This window comes from Citrobacter sp. GW821-FHT02E08, assembly GCF_059421685.1.
The window spans coordinates 1-18254 of the sequence record NZ_JBWKVL010000009.1 but is presented as its reverse complement, the minus strand read 5'-3'; the positions used below and the strand labels follow the sequence as shown (position 1 = coordinate 18254).

Sequence of the window (18254 nt, the reverse complement as noted above, 5' to 3'; positions counted from 1 at the left end):
ATGAGCTGGAATAACCGGGTTGTCTGGAGCGAAGGACAGTTTCTGCTGCCACAGATGTTTCAGCAACAGGAACGCTATCTGGAACACGTCATTCACCATCGCAGTCTGCCGCTGTCACCCTTTTTCTGGGGGTTCAGTGAATACAATATTGATGACGAAGCGCTGAATATCGGCAAATTGGTACTGAAAGAGGCAGCCGGTACTTTTGCCGACGGCACGGCGTTTAATGCGCCAGGGCACACGCCGTTGCCGCCGCCCCTGACCATTCTGCCGGAACATCTTAATCAACAAATCTGCCTGGCGGTTCCGGTACGTACGCCGAACAGTGAAGAAACCAGTTTTGATAATAACCCGGAATCACTGGCGCGTTTCTCGGTACATGAAAGCGACATTCGCGACGCCAATTCGCTGGGGCGGGGGGCGCAGTTGTTACAGCTCAGCCATCTGCGCCTGCGTCTGTTGCCGGAAAAGGCCGTGACGGGGGCCTGGATCGGACTGCCGCTTACCCGCATTACGGGTTTGCACCCTGATGGCCGGGTGGATATCGACCACGATCTGATCCCGCCAGTTGCCAATTATCAGGCAAGCTCACTGATGCGTACCTGGCTGTCATGGATCAACGATCTCATCCGGATGCGTGCGGATTCGCTGGCAGAACGACTGACCGGCAGCGACAGTCACGGTCAGGAAGCCGCGGAAGTTTCGGATTATCTGCTGCTGCAAATCCTCAACCGCTTTGATCCGCTGCTAATCCACCTGGCGAAAACACCACTGTCGCCGGAAGTGCTTTACCGCTATTTATCTGAACTGGCCGGAGAACTCTCCACTTACGTACGACCACAGACGCGTCGTCCGGGGGAATATCAAGAATACAAACACCTGACGCCATATGCCGGGCTGAAATCCGTGGTGGACGAGGTGCAGTATCTGCTGAATGCGGTGCTTATTCGGGGCGCGCAGCGTATTACGCTGGAAGAAGGCACTTACGGAATTCTTAATGCGGTGGTGGAGCCTTCCGAACTATCCGGTTTCAGTGCTCTGGTGCTGGCGGTGAAGGCACAGATGCCCTCCGATGCACTGCTGCAACATTTTTCCGCCCAAACCAAAATCGGGCCGTCTGAACGCCTGCCTGAACTTATTCGTTCGCATCTGCCGGGGCTGGTTTTACAGGTACTGCCTGTGCCACCACGCCAGATCCCTTTCCAGTCCGGGTACATCTATTACGATATTCGGCGCGACGGGGTGCTGTGGGAACACATTGCTCGTTATGGCGGAATGGCGATGCATACCGCGGGGGAATTTCCGGGACTGGTTATGGAACTGTGGGGAGTGCGGGATAAATGACGGACAACACCATCGCATTCGCACCGGGAGAACCGGTCATTCAGTCTGCCACACAGACCCTGGCGCAACTGCGTGACGGGAATGAACATGAAGCCGTCGTGACTGATAACCGCCGTGATTTGAAGGTTGTGATTGAGGACGGCCCGGATCTTAAACTCCGGCTGGCTGAAATCAGCCGTGCTGCAAATCCCTTACTGGCCGCTGCCCGTCCTCTGTTGTGCGCATTGGCTCAGATGCCCGGTGAGCTGGAGGATGGATTTGTGGAGCACTATCGCACGTTGCTGGAGCGTGAGGTGCATCTATACCAGACGTTATGCGATCAGGCGAACCTGCGGCGTGAACATGTATTGGCGGTGCGCTATTGCCTGTGTACGGCGCTGGACGAAGCTGCCAATAACACCCCGTGGGGAAGTCATGGGGTCTGGGCCGGAAAAAGTCTGCTGGTGACCTTTCACGGTGAAAGCGAGGGCGGGATCAAGCTGTTCCAGATCATCGGGCGTCTGGCGGGAAGTTTCCAGGAGCACGGTGATGTGCTGGAAATCATTTACCACATTTTGGGGTTGGGATTCGAAGGTCGTTATAGCGTAAGGCCTGACGGGCGTAAACAGCTTGATGACATTCGCCAGCAACTGCTGACGCAGCTTTCACAACGTCGGGATCCGGTTACGCCTGTACTTTCTCCGGGATTTCAGGGGGCCGTCAGCGGACAATTGCGGCGAATGCGTCGGGTGCCGGTCTGGCTGAGCGCCGGAATTGCCCTGCTGGTTATGTTGTTACTGTTCGGGCTTTACAGCTACCGGATGTCGGCACAGACCGGAGCGGTACAGCAACAGATTAACGCCATTGGCAAACATCTGCCGCCACCGCCGTCTCCACAGCCAGTAGCAGCAAGAAAACTACGGCTGAAAATTTTGCTGGCGAACGAAATCGCCCGTGGTTTTCTGACGGTTGATGAGGATGAACATCACAGTCGAGTGGTTTTCCGTGGTGATGCGATGTTTGTGGCGGGGCAACAAACGGTGAATGACACGCTGCGCCCGGTGATTAACAAGGTGGCGCAGGAGATTGCTCATGTCGGTGGTGCCGTGACTGTCACCGGTCACACGGACAGTCAGCCGATCCATTCTGCGGCGTTTCCGTCCAACCAGGTGTTGTCGGAAAAACGGGCGACAGAGGTGGCGGTACTGCTGAAATCCGGCGGTGTACCCGCCGGGAGCATTACCGTGATCGGAAAGGGAGACACCGTGCCGGTGGCCGATAACCGCAGCAAAACCGGACGGGCGCAGAACCGTCGGGTGGAAATTCTGGTGGTGGAACCATAATGCAAAAATTTCTGAATATGCTTTTTTCCCGCCGCGCGCTGGCGATTGCCGGGGTCATACTGCTGGCACTGCTAATCTGGTTCATTGGGCCGCTGGTGTCGTTTGATGCGCTGCATCCGTTGGATTCGGTTGGCAGCCGGGTGGTCACCATTGCCCTGTTGCTGATGTTGCTCCTCCTGTGGCTGGTTAACTGGTCGATGAGCATCATTGGCGTCAGTATCCTGTGTCTGGTGATTGGCTTTATCTCGCCGCTGCTGGCGTTTGGCGAGGTGCGCCCGTTTGCACCGCTGTGGATACGTCTGACCCTGATTGGCTTAATTCTGCTGGTTTACGCAGTGTACGGACTGTACCGCCTATGGCGGGCGTTACGGGTAGATGAACACTTACTACGCCGTTTCCTGCATCCGCGAGGGGACGATGTGTCGGTCTCCGGGGAAATCAAAGCCGATTTGCGTACCGTCAGCCACATTGTCTCGCGGGCGGTCCGGCAACTGAAACAACTGCGGGTGGATATTCCCGGCTGGCGGAAAATATTTGAAGGGAAGCGCTTCCTGTACGAACTGCCGTGGTTCATGGTGGTGGGCAGTCCTGGCGATGGCAAAACCACCGCTCTGCTCAACACCGGATTACCGTTCCCGCTTGCGGAGCAGATGGAGCAGACTTCTCGCATTCTGACGGTGCCCGGCGGCGGTACGCTGCACTGCGACTGGTGGTTCACTAACGAGGCGGTGCTGATTGACACCGCCGGTCGTTATGCCCGCCATGATGACGGTGGCGAAGGGAGCGCTTCACAGCGTAATGCTGGAGAATGGCAGGGTTTTCTCAGCCTGCTGCGTAAACATCGCCCCGGTGCGCCGCTAAACGGCGTGATCCTGACGCTGAACGTAGCGGACCTTACAGCGCAATCACCGACGGAGCGCCTGGCGACCTGTGCAGCCTTGCGAGCGCGACTGGCAGAGCTGCGCGAGACGCTGGGCATTCGATTTCCGGTGTACCTGGTGGTCACCAAAATGGATCTGCTGCCGGGGTTTACCGAATATTTCCGTGCGCTGACTAATCATCTCCGGGCGCAGGTTTGGGGTTTCGCGTTGCCCTACAGCCGCAGGCGTAAAGCGAATGATCCACAGGCGCTGCATACTGCCTGCGAACAGGAGCTGGCGCGCCTGACACTGCGGCTGGATCAGGGACTGGATACCCGGTTACAGGAGGAATACGACCTGCACAGCCGCCAGCGACTGTATGGCTTCCCGCGTGAGTTTGCGGCGCTGGGTATACCGTTACTGGAAGCCATCGACCAGATCTTCCTCGATTCAAAATTCGACGCCACCCAGTTGCACAACACGCTGCGCGGGGTGTTCTTCACCAGTGCGGCGCAGGCGCAGGCAGATGTCATAGCTGACCGGATGAGTATCTGGCAGCGTTTTGTTCGGGCGACAAGAAACGCCCGTGGTGGGGACGCTGTAACCCCTTCACATGCGCTACCGGACGCCAATCGCAGCTATTTTCTGCATGATCTGTTGACCCGATTTATTTTCCGCGAAGCGCACCTGGTGGAACCGAACCTTCAGTGGGCCTGGCGTTATCGCCTGCTGCGGACCTGCGGGCACCTGCTGGTGCTGGCGCTGGCCGTCTGGCTTTGGCAGGGAATGCAAGGCAGTCTGCTCGGCAACGGGGGCTATCTGAAAGAGGTCGGCGCGCGAGCTGCCCTGCTGGATGGCGATGTAAAAGCGTATACGAGAAAACCCGCGATGCAGCCGGTTCCGGCGTTACTGAACCAGGCGCGGGCGTTATCTGCCTGGCCGGGGCTGGATCCGGACTCACCACCGCTGGCCTGGCGCTACGGCCTGTACAGCGTACCACCCGTGATGGAGAGCGTGGCATCGCTGTATGATCGCCTGCTGGATCAACTGCTGTTGCCGCCGCTGGTGAAGCGTATGGAGTATGTGTTGGCGGATGCCATCGCCCGCGAGGACAGCAAAGCGGCGTATGACGCCCTGCGTGTCTATCTGCTGCTGAATCTGGACAAGGATCATGAGGATAAATACAACGCGGCAGAGATCCAGACATGGGTACTCAAGGATCTGGAAAACAATGACAGCGTTACGGAATTTGGTGGGCGCGCTGCCGTGCTGGAACATATCGAAGCCCTGTTTGACGGCAGTCGGGTGGTGCATTCACCGTATGACAGGAACGAAGACCTGATTCGGCAGGCTCGGGCTTTTCTTGACCAACATACCAGTACCGAACGCATCTATGCACGGGCGCTGGCCGCCATGGAAAGCGAAGCGCCGCAGGAGTTCACCCTGGTACGTGCGGTAGGGGCAGATGCAGGAACGGTCTTTGTGCGCACAAACGGCGCAGCGCTGGACCGGGGTGTGCCGGGTATTTTTACCCGCGAGGGCTACCGGAACCTGTTCGACAAACGTCTGCCGGAGTTTGTTGCAGCGGCCTCTGAAGACGATGGCTGGGTGATGGGTCGGGAGAGCGCGCAAAAAAAAACGGCTGACGCGTTGATGGAACAGTTGCCGGGTCAAGAATTGCCCGTTACCCGCGAGGTGCGCCACCTGTATTTAGCTGAATACGCCCGACGCTGGCAGGACTTTCTGGAAAGCATTCACAGCATCAACAGCGCCGGAGAGGAAGGGGGCTCAGGTCTGGCGTATGACTTGCAGGTACTGCGTACCTTCTCATCGCCGGACTCACCGTTGATGCGGCTGGGAAAGGCGGTGGTGGAGCAGACCACACTGGTGCCGCCGCTGGATGCACAGGCAAAACAGAAAGCACTGGCGCAGCGTGCGCAGGACAGGCTGTCTGGCAGAGCGGCGCAGACGGCGAAGTTGTTTCAGGATATTCACCCGGAAGAACGGCTGGAGAAAACGCTGGTAGACGACCGTTTTGCCGCGCTGAGGGAGGTGGTCTTAGGGCATGGCGATAGCGGCGGCGCAACACAGCTGAATTCGCTGCTGACCATGCTCAACGAATATTACACACAGCTCACCATTGCCGACAGTGCGCTGGCGGCCAGCACCCTGCCGGGGCGCATCAGTGCTGCGGATAAACTGCAACTGGAAGCAGCAAAACTGCCCGCGCCGCTAAAAAATATCCTGCTGGATCTGACGCAGCAGGGAACGCGCAAAATTAACGCCGGAACCGGAGAGGTGCTGAATGCACAGATGGAGTCGGTGATTGGCGACGACTGCCGGGATACCGTTGACGGACGATACCCTTTCGCCGACAGCCCGCAGGAGGTCAGCACGGAGGACTTTAACCGTATTTTCGCCACCGGCGGCGTGCTGGATGCGTTCTGGAGCAAACAACTGGCGCCGATGGTGGACACCGCCAGCAACCCGTGGCGTTACAAACCAACCGAAGGAAACATGACATTGCAGGGACCGGATCTGACGCCATTTCAACAGGCGAAGCATATCCGCAGCGTGTTCTTTAACGGGGAAGGCGGGAAAAAGTTCTCCTGGGCGATGCAAATTCGCGTGGCAGAGATGGACCCGGCCATTACGGAGCTGGTGATTGACATTGATGGTCAGGTATTGCGCTATGCCCACGGCCCGGACCGACCGCTGAAAGTGAACTGGCCGGGACCGCGCAACGGTTCGATGGCAGAAATCACCGCCAGCCCGCGTATTCGGCAGGATACCTCCACGCTGTTGACCGGAGGACCATGGGCACTGTTTCATCTGTTGGATGCCGGGATTGCGCAGGAAACCGCGGTGCGGGGAACGCAGCAGGTGGAATACGATTTTGACGGACGGCGGGTGGTACTGGAAATCACCGCAGGACGGGATTTTGACCCTGTGAACCGGGAACTGTTGCAGGATTTTAGTTGCCCGGCGAGGACGTTGTAATGCGCCGGACTGCGAGGATATCGGCTCCGGCAATTTTCGGCAAACTGCCGGATCAGCGGGATTACGTGCGTTGGCGGGTGAGTGCGCAGGAGGAGCAGGTTTGGCAGACGTGGCTGAACGAGCAGACCTGGCTGGGCCACGGACGCCATATTGTGCAGCCGCAAGGGCAGGCTGATACCAATGAAGAACATGATGGCTGGATGCGGCTGTCACCGCATGAAACGCCAGTGCCGGAGTTGCACCATCCGTTGCCGTGGAGTTTTGTACTGTCGCCGGGATTTTTGCCCGTGAGCAGCCGGGATGAATGGTTGACCGGGGTAGTTGTGGCTTCGCGCGACAGCGTGGGCAGGCCGTGGCCGCTGGTGATTTACCAGCGCAGCGGGCGGGAATGGCTTGAAAAGACATTGCCGGAAACCCAGGGCTGGCTGTACTGGTTGGCGAGGATGGCGGCGCAGCATGTGTCGCCTCAGGTAGAGCGGCACGGGCGACTGGCGGTGCAAACAGACCAGTTATGGGCCATGTGGCAACCGGGGCCGCGATGGACGCAGTGGCTGCGCGGGTTGCGTCGTGTGCCGCAGCGCAGCCGGGAATTGACCGGATTGCCCGATGCACCAGTGGTCGAACTGCCGGGTGTACGCCACCTGCCGTGGCCGGGATGGCCAGTAAAAATGCTGGCACAGGCTCAACCAAGGCAGGGCTGGTTCTGGCAGCAAAACAGCGAAGGGCGGTATGTGGATGCGCTGCGGCTGATGACAGAAGAGCGATTGTGAAAACAAAAAGGCAGGGAAGAATGAAAAATGCGGAAAACAGGTGGAAGGTTGCACAGACAAAGAGAATGCAAAACAGCTTCACAAGCATTTGTAGACCAGAAGATAATTTATTGCGAAATGGTGTGTTTTTATGGGTTGAGATAAATGGCTCTGGCCATGCTTTTGTTTCGGTGCACATGAATAATACCGTTTATCTGTACACCTATGGGCGATACGGAAGAACCGGATCCAGCATGACAGTAGGGGATGGCATTTTGAATTTCTTTGAAGGGGATGATGCCAGATATTATTATCGCTATGAGCTTTATGAGATGGAAGCGCGTGTATTCAAAATCAATGATGCTAATCCTATATTAGTGCGTGAATTCTTTGAGAATTTATGGAATGCCGCAAAATCACCTGTTTCGATAAAAAATATGACAGACCGAATAAAATCACGGGGACGCACAATTGACGTCTATGACGTGACCGGAAATAATTGTACGACCCATTCTGTTGCCGCAGTAAAGTATTCCGGATCTAAGGTGTTTGAAACGAAATACATATTGCCAGCGACTCCGTTGCCTGTTGGTACAGTTTCTTCGACACAGCGACCAGTGGATACTGAAATCGATTTCACGATCCCATATTCATTGCAGCGATACCTTGTTGAAAAAAAATCTGACTTTTCATCCATGCAGGTAGTAGATATGACCAGTAAATTCCGACAACAATATTATAATGTCGAAAATAAAGAACCTTCTGCTGAGGGTTCAAGTGCTGCAACAATGGGGATGGGAGCGGAAAGTTCCGCTTCAATGGGGTCTGGAACACCCTATTCTGGTGATACGTTTGGTGGTTCATTAGGAAGTACATACGATGATAAATAAATTCTGGATTCGTTGGGGAAGCATTATATTTATCTGCATTATTTATTTTGCGGTGATGTTCTTTTTTAACTTTATATCTGTACTGAATTTCTCAATAACCATGGAAGCCATGAATATGGGCGGAAATATCACTCCTTCTGAGTGCGGTTCGTTTGTGGATGGACTGGTTGCGGATCGTGATAATACGTCGCTTGCCTCATTTGCTGGTTTTTTAATTAGCATGCCGCTTATTTTGTTTGTTTTTAAAAAAATAAGATAAATAACGTGGCATTTATTAAGTTTGCTTATTCTTATATCTAATAATAATCAGGCCGTTTTTACTACAAATAGTGTAATGCAAATTTGTTGTCAATATTAACCTAGTTTCCAGACGGTTTATTTTAATCCGATATTAAAGGAGTAAATACCATGAGTTTTGCATCCATAGGCAATAAATCCGGTAATGGTAATAGACCCGTTATCACCACTCCCCCGATAACCTGAGAAAGTGGTGGTATGAGCGCTGGCTCAGCAACTGCCCCGCCGGTGTGGTGATCGCCGGAACCGTCAGGGCTGGTTCTGGCAGCAGAACAGCGAAGGGCAGTATGTGGACGGTCTACAATTGGCGGCAAAACAATACGCATCATGATTCTGAAAATAGCTATACAAAGAATATAACAACGAGTGTGCAGATAGGAAACGAATCAGTAATATATGGAGGCAAATATGGGCAATTCTCGTGATGAAGCAATTCAGCAGGCATATGATACTTATGATAGCTTAATTCTGGATAAACAATACATCAGGAAAAATTATGATGAAGGGGAGTTGAGAATAGATCGTGAAACAGGAGTAATCACACTATTACTGAGATGGAAATATTTTTGGGCGAAAAAAGATAATGTAAAAAGAGATTGGACAGAGCTGGAGAAATCGCATTTTTCAACAATGGCTGATTCGGCTATTCGGCAAGTGTGGAACGGTAAAGCATTGTTTTCAGTTTCAGGCTATTCGGATTTTGCCAGAAAATTTTCAGGTAAAAAACTTTCTTTTGGAATAGAAATTATTCCTGTGAACAGGAATCAGCATTGGTGGGTGACTGTATACAAAGTTAACTCGGATGATTTTGAAGAAACTTATGTATGGCATTATCAGCGGTCGATTCAGTTCGAAATAAAGGATATAGAATATTCTCATTTATGTGATTATGGTAAAGAAAAAATTTGTATTGATGGTCAAATAGGCGTGCCTCATGAAGTTGGTCATATAATGGGGTGGCTCGGTAGCGAAATGAGCGAAAATAATGATGAATATTATGATAATGAGAAAGAAAGAAAAGAAAGGTTACCAAATTCATCAGATGTTCATGCATTAATGAATATTGGTATGGAATTACGCCCTCGCTATTTTAAAACCGTTATTAAAAGATTAAATGAAATGTTTGCGAATACTACTTTTTCTCTTGTGAGTATGGGGGAATGATACGTAATTATATTTTTTTATTTTTGATGTGGGATGTGGTGGCAATATGTGTTGCTCAGGTTCCTGAATCCCCCCCAAATCTTGAATACTACAATAACAGGAATGAGGTGCACAGAGGCAACAGTGAAGGATTTCTTGTAGGGCAATATGGTAGGCCTGAACATCAGTTCATAAAACCTCGACATGATTTTGTTGGTATTTATTATAGAGGTATAGAACGAACCTATCCGTCAAAAAATTCTGAATTCAAAAACATCCCTATAAAAGAAATGTTCTGGCACTTGAAGGGTGATTTAAATTTGACATGTTGGCTTCATAATAAAGATGGGCAATGGATAGTTATTTCTTATGTTTTCTGGCCGCCAGGGGCTGAATTTTAATCCTGAATTAAAGGAGTAAACACCATGAGTTTTGTATCTACGGGTAATAAATCTGTTGGGAGCAGTGGGTCAGATATCACTACGCTTCCAATAGCCGGTGAAAGCGGTGGTGTTAGTGCAGGTTCAGCCGCCTCAGATATTACGGGGGCAGCGGAGCAAGCGGTGGAGACGCTGTTTGGCGACCTGCCTGAGCCGTCGGGGCTGGTTAAAGCTGCAGTAGCGGCAGCGCAGGTCGCCGCAACCGCAGTGGGAATATCCGATATGGCCAGTTCAGCGCTGGATGTTATGTCATCGTCTGTCTCCGGCGGGCCGGGGGCGCATAACGTGACGGTGAGTGGCAGCGCGGTGCCGCCGGGGTCGCTGTTGTTCGCAAGTCTGAACGGTTCGGAGAAACTCGGTACCCTGTTTGCCTACATCGTGCAGCTTAAAACCCTGGACACACTGAATCTCGGCTACGTTTCCCCCGCAGCCAACCTGCCACTCAAACCGATGGTTGGTAAAGACCTGTGTGTCAATATGGAACTTGACGGCGGCGGTAAACGGTATATCAGCGGGCTGGTGACGGCGGCGAGGGTGGTGGGTCATGAGGGTCGTTCGGTAACGTATGAACTGCGCATTGAGCCGTGGCTGAAGCTACTAACCCATACCAGTGATTACAAAGCGTTCCAGAACAAAACTGTGGTGAACATTCTTGATGAAGTTCTGGCTGAATACCCATACCCGGTTGAAAAGCGATTGGTGGAAAACTATCCGACAAGAACATGGCAGGTGCAGTACGGCGAGACGGATTTTGATTTTATCCAGCGACTTATGCAGGAGTGGGGGATTTACTGGTGGTTCGAACACAGCGAAGACAGCCACACGCTGGTACTGGCCGATGTCATTAGTGCCCACAAAGTATGCCCAGACTCACCGGTGGTGGAATGGCACCAGGAAGGGTTGAAGCTGGATAAAGAGTTTATCCACACCATCACGGCAAATGAAAGCCTGCGCGCCGGGCAGTGGGTGCTGGACGATTTCGATTTTATGAAGCCTCGCTCACTATTAGCGAATACGGTGGCAAACCCGCGTAAAACCGGGCATGCCAACTATGAGCATTACGAATGGCCGGGAGACTACTTCAACAAGGGTGAAGGCGAGATGCTGACGCGTGTCCGCATGGAGGCACAGCGCAGCCCAGGCAGCCGGGTACATGGCGGTGGGAATATCCGCACGCTGATGACAGGCAATACCTTCACGCTGATGAATCACCCGACAGCCGAAGTGAACCGGGAATACCTGCTAGTGCAGACCACGCTGTTTGTGCAGGATAACGCGCAGAATAGCGGCCAGGATCAGCATTTTACCTATGTCACCACATTTGAACTGCATCCAACCAGCGAAGTCTATCGCTTGCAACGGACGGTAAGCAAGCCGCACACGAAAGGCCCGCAGAGCGCCATCGTCACCGGCCCGGCAGGGCAGGAAATCTGGACGGACAAATACGGCCGGGTGAAGGTGCAGTTTGGCTGGGATCGTTACGGCAAACGGGACGAAAACAGTTCCTGTTGGATCCGGGTCAGCTACCCCTGGGCGGGTAAAGGATTCGGGATGATCCAGATCCCGCGCATCGGCCAGGAAGTTCTGGTGGATTTCAAAAACGGTGATCCAGACTTACCGATCATCGTGGGACGAACTTATAACCAGGACACCATGCCGCCGTGGGGACTGCCGGATAACGCCACCCAGAGCGGGATCTACAGCCGCAGCATTACTGGCGGTTACGACAATGCCAACGCCCTGCGCTTTGAAGATAAACCCGGCCAGGAAGAAGTCTGGTTGCACGCCGAAAAAGATCAGCGCATCGAAGTCGAACATGATGAAAGCCACTGGGTCGGTAATAACCGCCGTAAAACCATTGACGGTAACGAAACCGTCATTGTCCACAAAAACCGCATTGAAACTGTTGATCTGAATGAAAGCATCAGTATCCACAAAAACCGCACGTCCACGGTAGACCTGAACGCAGTCGAAAAAACCGGCATCAACAAAATGATGAACATTGGCATCGCTTACAGCCGCAACGTCGGCGTTGCGATGAATTCCCTGATTGGGTTGTTTCAGGCCGCTGAAGTTGGGCTGACAAAAAAACTACTGGTAGGTCAACAGTATAGCGCTGATATCGGTCAAATTTATCGTCTGACTGCAGGGCAACATATCCGCGAGAGTGCTGGCAAAACCAGCGTGTACAGCGCGGATGACCAGCTTGAACTGGTTTGCGGTAAAGCGCGTCTGGTCCTCGACAAAGAGGGGGGTATCTATTTACAGGGGACCCATATCGAATTTCAGGCTGAGAAAGCCCTGAACGGTGACGCCGGAACCATACAGTGGAACTGCGAAGCGACGCAAAAGCCCGCACCGACTCCCGAAACCGGACAGCAGGAGACAACATCATGAGTGGAAAACCCGCGAGCCGGATAAGCGACGGCGTGGCAAATGGTCAGATTGTGCAGGGTTCACGCACTGTGCTGATAGGCAGTCAGGGCGGCATTGCCTGTTCCGTGTGTCCCGGCGGCGTCACCGAAGGCGACCCGGTTAACCCCATACTCGGAGCCAAAGTCCTGCCCGATGAGGTGGATGTCGCGCTGCCCGGTCCGGTGCCCTTTGTTATCAGCCGCAGCTACTCCAGTTACCGCACACCGACACCAGCGCCGGTGGGGTTATTCGGCCCCGGCTGGAGCCAGGCGGCAGAAGTCAGCCTGCTCACCACGCCAGACACGCTTATCCTCAATGACGATAAAGGCCGTAGCATCACCTTCGACCCACTTGATGCCGGTGAGCTGATCTACAGCCGCAGTGAAAAGCTATGGATAGTGCGTGGCGGTGCCGCCGTCCTGGAGGGCGGGCAGTCGGACGTGCTGCAACCGCTGTGGCAGACGCTCCCGGAAGAGGCACGGCATCACCCTGAGCTGTACTTTGTGACCAGCGACTCACTGGGACCCTGGTGGATATTCAGCCATGAAGGTGCGGTGCAGCCGGGCCGTCAGCTGCTGCAGATGCAGCGTGACCGTTTCGGGCGCAGCATGGTGCTGGAACGGGCGCAGGAAGGTGAATTTGCAGGGCGTATCACCGGCGTCACCGACGGCAGTGGACGGCGTTACCGGCTTGAACTGATACAGGCGGTTGCCGGAACGGAAAACGACAGTGGCATCCGGCTGGCGGCCGTGTGGCTGGCGCAGGATGGCGGCGAGACGATACCGGAACAACCGCTGGCGCGTTACGGCTACAGTACGCGCGGCGAACTGGTCAGCGTGTCTGACCGCAGCGGTCTGGAGGTGCGTGCCTTTGTTTATCACCCAGCCCATCCCGGTCGGATGAGCGGTCAGCGACATACCGGCCGTCCGGCGACGGCGTATGAGTTCGACGACAAAGGCCGGGCGGTACGACAGATAACCGAAGATGGTCAGGGGCTGGACTATCATTTTGACTACCAGCCGGACAAAACCATTGTCACCTACAGCGACGGCAGACAACGGACGTATCACACCAAAGGTGAAGGCGGCTTAAAGCGGGTGGTCAGAATTGACCACCCGGACGGCAGCAGCGAGCAGAAAAAGTACGATGCCAGCGGGCGGTTGACTACCAGTACTGATCCGCTGGGCAGAAAGACCGCGTATGCGCTGGATGTGGTCAGCGGTGACGTCAGCAGCATTAAAGGGCCGGACGGGAAAGAAGTCCGTTTTGATTATAACCGTCAGGGCCAGCTTATCGCCACGCTGTACCCGGACGGCACCACCACCCGCAGCGACTATGACGCACTGGGCCGGATAACCGCACAAATGGCGGCAGATGGCAGCATCACCCGCTACCACTATGCCGGTGTCGCAAGCGACCTGCCAGTGGAAATCGAAGACGCCAGCGGCGGCAGGAAACAGCTGCAGTGGGACCGCCACGGGCAGCTTGTTTGTTATACCGACTGTAGCGGTTATAAAACCACATATACTTACGACCCGTGGGGCAACCTGACCGAAACCCGCGGCGAGGAAGGCAGCCACCTCACACACGAATATGACGCACGCGGCAACCGGGTCAGCAGCACCGACGCTGAAGGACGGACCACCCGTTACCAGTACAACAGAGCGGGCGACCTTACCGGGGTGATTCTTCCGGATGGTAGTGAACAACTTCTGACCCGTGACAAACGCGGTCATCTCACCGAATCCCGCCAGGGCGGGCTGGTGCGGGAATACCATTACGACCTGGCGGGGCGGCTCACTGGCCTGACTAACGAGAACCGGCGTCCGTACAAGTTCAGCTATGACGCAATGGACCGGCTGACGGAGGAGGTGGCGTTTGACGGCAGAACACAGCGTTATCGCTACGATATGGCAGGACAGCTGATACTGCGTCAGGACGGGGACATCACCCACCATTATCAGTACGACGACGCGGGACAACTTATCCAGTTACACAGCACTGGTGCGAAGGGTGACACCCGGACACAGCATTACCGGTACACAGATGCGGGTCAGACGGCTGAAGTCCGGGACGACACCGGCGGTGTCAGCTGGCGCTATGACGCAGGCGGGCGCATCGCCGAAGAAGTGCAGACCGCATATAACGTCGACGGGGAGGCCATCTGGCAGCATAAAAGCCGTCACCGTTACGACGCACTGGATAACGAGCAACAGACGCAGTACGGCGCACTGCCGCAGACCGGCTGGCAGCGCTACGGCAGCGGGCATCTTATCGGCGTCAGCCTGGGCGGTCATGTGATGGTGGAGCTGACGCGGGACAAACGACACCGGGAAGCGGAGCGGGTGTTCGGGCCTTACCGGGAGCAGCGACGCTACACGGCAGCGGGTCAGTTGGCAGCGCGGGTTACCGGCAGTGAGATGCAGGACTACCGGTACGACATCCGGGGTCAGCTCACCAATATTGGTGAAGAACGCCGGTACGGTTACGACGACAACGGGCGCTTAATCAGCGCGGTGCAGCCGGGGCTTAACGCGGACTACCGCTATGACCCGGTGGGCAACCGGGTGGACGGGGAAGGACGACAGCAGTTCGACAACCGCCCGGCAAAAGACAGCCAGTGGCAGTATGAGTACGATGTGTGGGGCAACCTGATTAAAAAGAGCAATGAGCGGGAGAAACATCTTTACACTTACGACCTGCAGCACCGCTTAACGGGCTATGAGAAACAGACCCCGGCAGGTACGGTCACACAGGCCCGCTATCAGTACGACCCGTACGGACGGCGCATCAGCAAAACAGTAAAACGCAATAACCAGAGCGACACCACGCGCTATGGGTGGGATGGCGACCGGCTGGTGCTGACGCAGACCAACAACCGAAAAGTTCACACACTCTACGAACCCGGCAGCTTTACGCCGCTGCTGCGCATTGAAAGCGACGGTGGAGATGAACCGTATACTCCACTTGTGCAGAAGTTGCAGCAGTGCAGCCAGATACCGTTTACCGCGCAGGAGTATGAAGACATGGAGCGTCTGGAGGAAGACCTGCGGACCGGAAACCTGTCGGAAAGAAGCTGCAACTGGCTGGAATTTGCGAACATCCCAGCACAATTGATGGCGGCGCAGCTTGACCCGCTGCCGGTGGTGAATATCCGCCGTGTTCACCTGTATCAGTGCGACCATTTGGGGACACCGGTGGCACTGATAAACACGGAAGGACAGACAGACTGGAAAGCAGAACTTGATCCGTGGGGAAATGTTCTGTCCGAAGACAATCCGAAGAAGATGGAGCAACCGCTGAGGCTGCCGGGCCAGTGGTATGACGAGGAGTCGGGGCTACACTATAACCTGCACCGGTACTACGATCCGGCGCAGGGGAGATATATCACGCAGGATCCGATAGGGCTGGCGGGGGGATGGAATGCGTATCAGTATCCATTGAATCCTGTCGTGAATATAGATCCACTTGGGTTGGTTGTCTTTTATCTGGGGGAACAAGAGTTAGCTACGGCATATAAGTCATTGAAAGTTTCATCACCTTTCGCTAATAAAATGATTAGTACCTTAGAGGCTTCTCCTTATATATATAAAATCACTAACGAAGAAGACAATACTGCTTATTATAAACCAACATCAAGAATCATAAGTGTTGATCCTCATTTTCACCCTAAAGTAAATGTTGATGTTACTTGCAACAGTCGTAAGGTAGAGGAAGCACCTACAGATATTTTATTAGCCCACGAAATAGGTCATGCTTTTTGGAATGTAGGTGATGGCTCTGATGGAATGTTGATGTTAACGCTTGCTGAAAATCCAGTCAGATCAGATTTAGGAATGTGCCCAAGAATTAACCATGAATGGGGTGAGTAAAGTGTTAAAGTATATTTTCTTTAGTTTTGTTTTTTGGTTTCCTTTTGCTAAAGGAACTAATGTTTATTATTTTCCATTTGATCGATGGACTTATGTTGGAATCACTTCTGACACTATAGAAAAATATTGTAATGAAAAATGGAACCTAGGATATCATAGCGATATTGAAAATTTAGAAAATATACTAAAAGGGGATGGTTCAATAAATAAATTTTCTGCATCGTCCGTTCGACTATTGTTTAATAATAATGATCGACATATATATGTGGATGTAAATGGAATTGTATCCAATGATTTAAAAACAGGAGCAAAAATTGACTTAATGGAATTAAATAAATATAGACAATTGCTGTCTCCGGGAGTAATTAGTCACTGTGATAAAATAAGGAATTGAGAAGTAGATAAAATTCTTATATACCCGTGATCATTGAAGACACTAGATTTATCAGAGCATGGCGGTAGCGTATTGACTATGATGCAGAAGTTTCAGTAACCTACGAATGAAACCAGTTGTATGATTCGTCGATCGAGAAGATTCGCCACCCCGATCCGATAGGATTAGCTGGGGGCATGAATATTTATTCATACTCACTTGATCCATTATTGGAGGTAGATCCGTTAGGTTTAGCAACCATTAAACTTGATGGGAAAAAAATACAGGTGCATAGCAATGATGTAGACCCATGGCCAAGCAACCCGCATGGTCATATTTATGATGAAAATCAAATTATTGATAAGAAAGGGAATATATACAATAAATCGACAGGGAAGGAATTGTGCAGTTTATCCAAAAAGTCTTTGGTAAAATGGACTGAGTTCCTTAAGAAAATTGGCAAACTTTCTATTGTGGGTGACGTATTGACATTACACGATCTTCTTACTGCAGAAGCTAAATCTGAATGTGCAAATGGAGATTTGGGCATGTGTGGTGTGTTAAATATTTTAGGTGGGGAGCAGGATGGCCCTGGGGCAATATAATACATTGCTCTTATTTAATATAAGTTTTGGAGGGGGGAATGAAAATTATAAAAATCACTCTTAAGATAAATGCACATGATTATCTAAATTTTTGTGATGAATGGGAAAGTAATGATGATGTCTCTGTGGATACATCTGAAATTTGTAATGCAAAAGCCATTGAATATTGTGTAAACCTAGTAATGTCTTTACCTAAAAGAGAGTTTTCATCAGTAATATTTGAAGAATTGTCAGAAAAAAAAGAGACGCCAATGGAAATGTTGAAACAAATTATTTGCCTCGGGGATCGAGGATGTATCGAAAGTGTATGTATGAGAACTGATCTCTCTGATGAATTAATGTCTCTTTGCCATTCACTTAATCTAGAGCATTAAAATCAATAGAAAGCGGTAATATCCCTGAGTCGGTGTCGACGCTGGCACAGGAGTCGGGGATTGCGTTTACTCCGGATGTGACACAGCGACTTAACCAGCTTGAGCAGGAGCTGCACGACGGGCAGTTAAGCCCACAGAGCCAGCAGTGGCTGGCGGTGTCACAACTGACACCGGATCGCCTGTTGCCGCTGTTTAAGCCGTTACCTGAGGCGGTGGTTCCGAAGGTGCATTTATACTATTGCGATCACCTTGGCACACCGCTGGCGCTGCTCAATCAGCAGGGAGAGACTGGCAGGCAGAGTTCGATCCGTGGGGTAACATTGTGGCAGGCCGCAACCCGAAAAAGCTGTATCAGCCGCTCAGAATGCAGGGCCAGCACTATGATGAGGAAACGGGACTGCACTACAACCGCCATCGTTATTACGATCCGATGCTGGGGCGGTATATTACGCAGGATCCGATTGGGTTAGCAGGGGGATGGAATCTCTACAATTATCCGTTGAACCCTGTATCAAAAATAGATCCGCAAGGGTTGGATGTAAGCGAAGCATTAGGGCCATTTGTTAATTC

13 protein-coding genes and 1 pseudogene are annotated in these 18254 nt (G+C 52.7%); all 14 read left to right on the top strand.

The features are described 5' to 3' along the window. Positions 1–1344 (top strand): type VI secretion system baseplate subunit TssK, encoded by a 1344-nt coding sequence (gene tssK / locus AC07UY_RS12900; RefSeq protein ID WP_494660343.1) that lies wholly within the window; start codon positions 1–3, stop codon positions 1342–1344. Further along, a complete protein-coding gene (gene tssL, locus AC07UY_RS12895; RefSeq protein WP_494701348.1) occupies positions 1341–2666 on the top strand; it encodes a type VI secretion system protein TssL, long form in 1326 nt (441 codons plus the stop codon). The genes tssK and tssL overlap by 4 nt, the downstream gene beginning before the upstream one ends. Continuing rightward, a complete protein-coding gene (tssM, locus tag AC07UY_RS12890; protein ID WP_494701349.1) occupies positions 2666–6526 on the top strand; it encodes a type VI secretion system membrane subunit TssM in 3861 nt (1286 codons plus the stop codon). Before tssL ends, tssM begins: the two co-directional genes overlap by 1 nt. Beyond that, positions 6526–7296: a TagF domain-containing protein gene (locus tag AC07UY_RS12885; protein ID WP_494701350.1), complete on the top strand. Its 771-nt coding sequence runs from the start codon at positions 6526–6528 to the stop codon at positions 7294–7296. Before tssM ends, AC07UY_RS12885 begins: the two co-directional genes overlap by 1 nt. Beyond that, on the top strand, positions 7182–8165 hold the full coding sequence (locus tag AC07UY_RS12880; RefSeq protein ID WP_494701351.1) for a hypothetical protein: 984 nt from the start codon (positions 7182–7184) through the stop codon (positions 8163–8165). Before AC07UY_RS12885 ends, AC07UY_RS12880 begins: the two co-directional genes overlap by 115 nt. Further along, on the top strand, positions 8155–8424 hold the full coding sequence (locus AC07UY_RS12875; protein WP_494701352.1) for a hypothetical protein: 270 nt from the start codon (positions 8155–8157) through the stop codon (positions 8422–8424). Before AC07UY_RS12880 ends, AC07UY_RS12875 begins: the two co-directional genes overlap by 11 nt. Before the next feature lie 446 nt (positions 8425–8870). Next, the gene (locus AC07UY_RS12870; protein WP_494660349.1) at positions 8871–9626 is read left to right on the top strand and encodes a hypothetical protein; all 756 of its coding nucleotides are present in this window, start codon (positions 8871–8873) and stop codon (positions 9624–9626) included. Continuing rightward, a complete protein-coding gene (locus tag AC07UY_RS12865; RefSeq protein WP_494660350.1) occupies positions 9623–10006 on the top strand; it encodes a hypothetical protein in 384 nt (127 codons plus the stop codon). Before AC07UY_RS12870 ends, AC07UY_RS12865 begins: the two co-directional genes overlap by 4 nt. Positions 10007–10030: 24 nt before the next feature. After that, positions 10031–12076, top strand: a pseudogene (locus AC07UY_RS12860) (type VI secretion system Vgr family protein); the annotation flags it as partial. Between the two features lie 362 nt (positions 12077–12438). Then, positions 12439–16332 carry an RHS repeat-associated core domain-containing protein gene (locus tag AC07UY_RS12855; RefSeq protein WP_494701353.1) on the top strand — a complete coding sequence of 1298 codons (3894 nt, stop codon included), beginning with the start codon at positions 12439–12441 and terminating at the stop codon, positions 16330–16332. Position 16333: 1 nt separating this feature from the next. After that, positions 16334–16726 carry a hypothetical protein gene (locus AC07UY_RS12850; RefSeq protein WP_494701354.1) on the top strand — a complete coding sequence of 131 codons (393 nt, stop codon included), beginning with the start codon at positions 16334–16336 and terminating at the stop codon, positions 16724–16726. A gap of 176 nt (positions 16727–16902) precedes the next feature. Then, positions 16903–17310: a hypothetical protein gene (locus tag AC07UY_RS12845; RefSeq protein ID WP_494701355.1), complete on the top strand. Its 408-nt coding sequence runs from the start codon at positions 16903–16905 to the stop codon at positions 17308–17310. 38 nt (positions 17311–17348) lie between these two features. Then, positions 17349–17684: a hypothetical protein gene (locus AC07UY_RS12840; RefSeq protein ID WP_494701356.1), complete on the top strand. Its 336-nt coding sequence runs from the start codon at positions 17349–17351 to the stop codon at positions 17682–17684. Positions 17685–17922: 238 nt separating this feature from the next. Beyond that, a partial coding sequence (locus AC07UY_RS12835) for an RHS repeat-associated core domain-containing protein (protein ID WP_494701357.1) occupies positions 17923–18254 on the top strand: 332 nt, incomplete at its 3' end.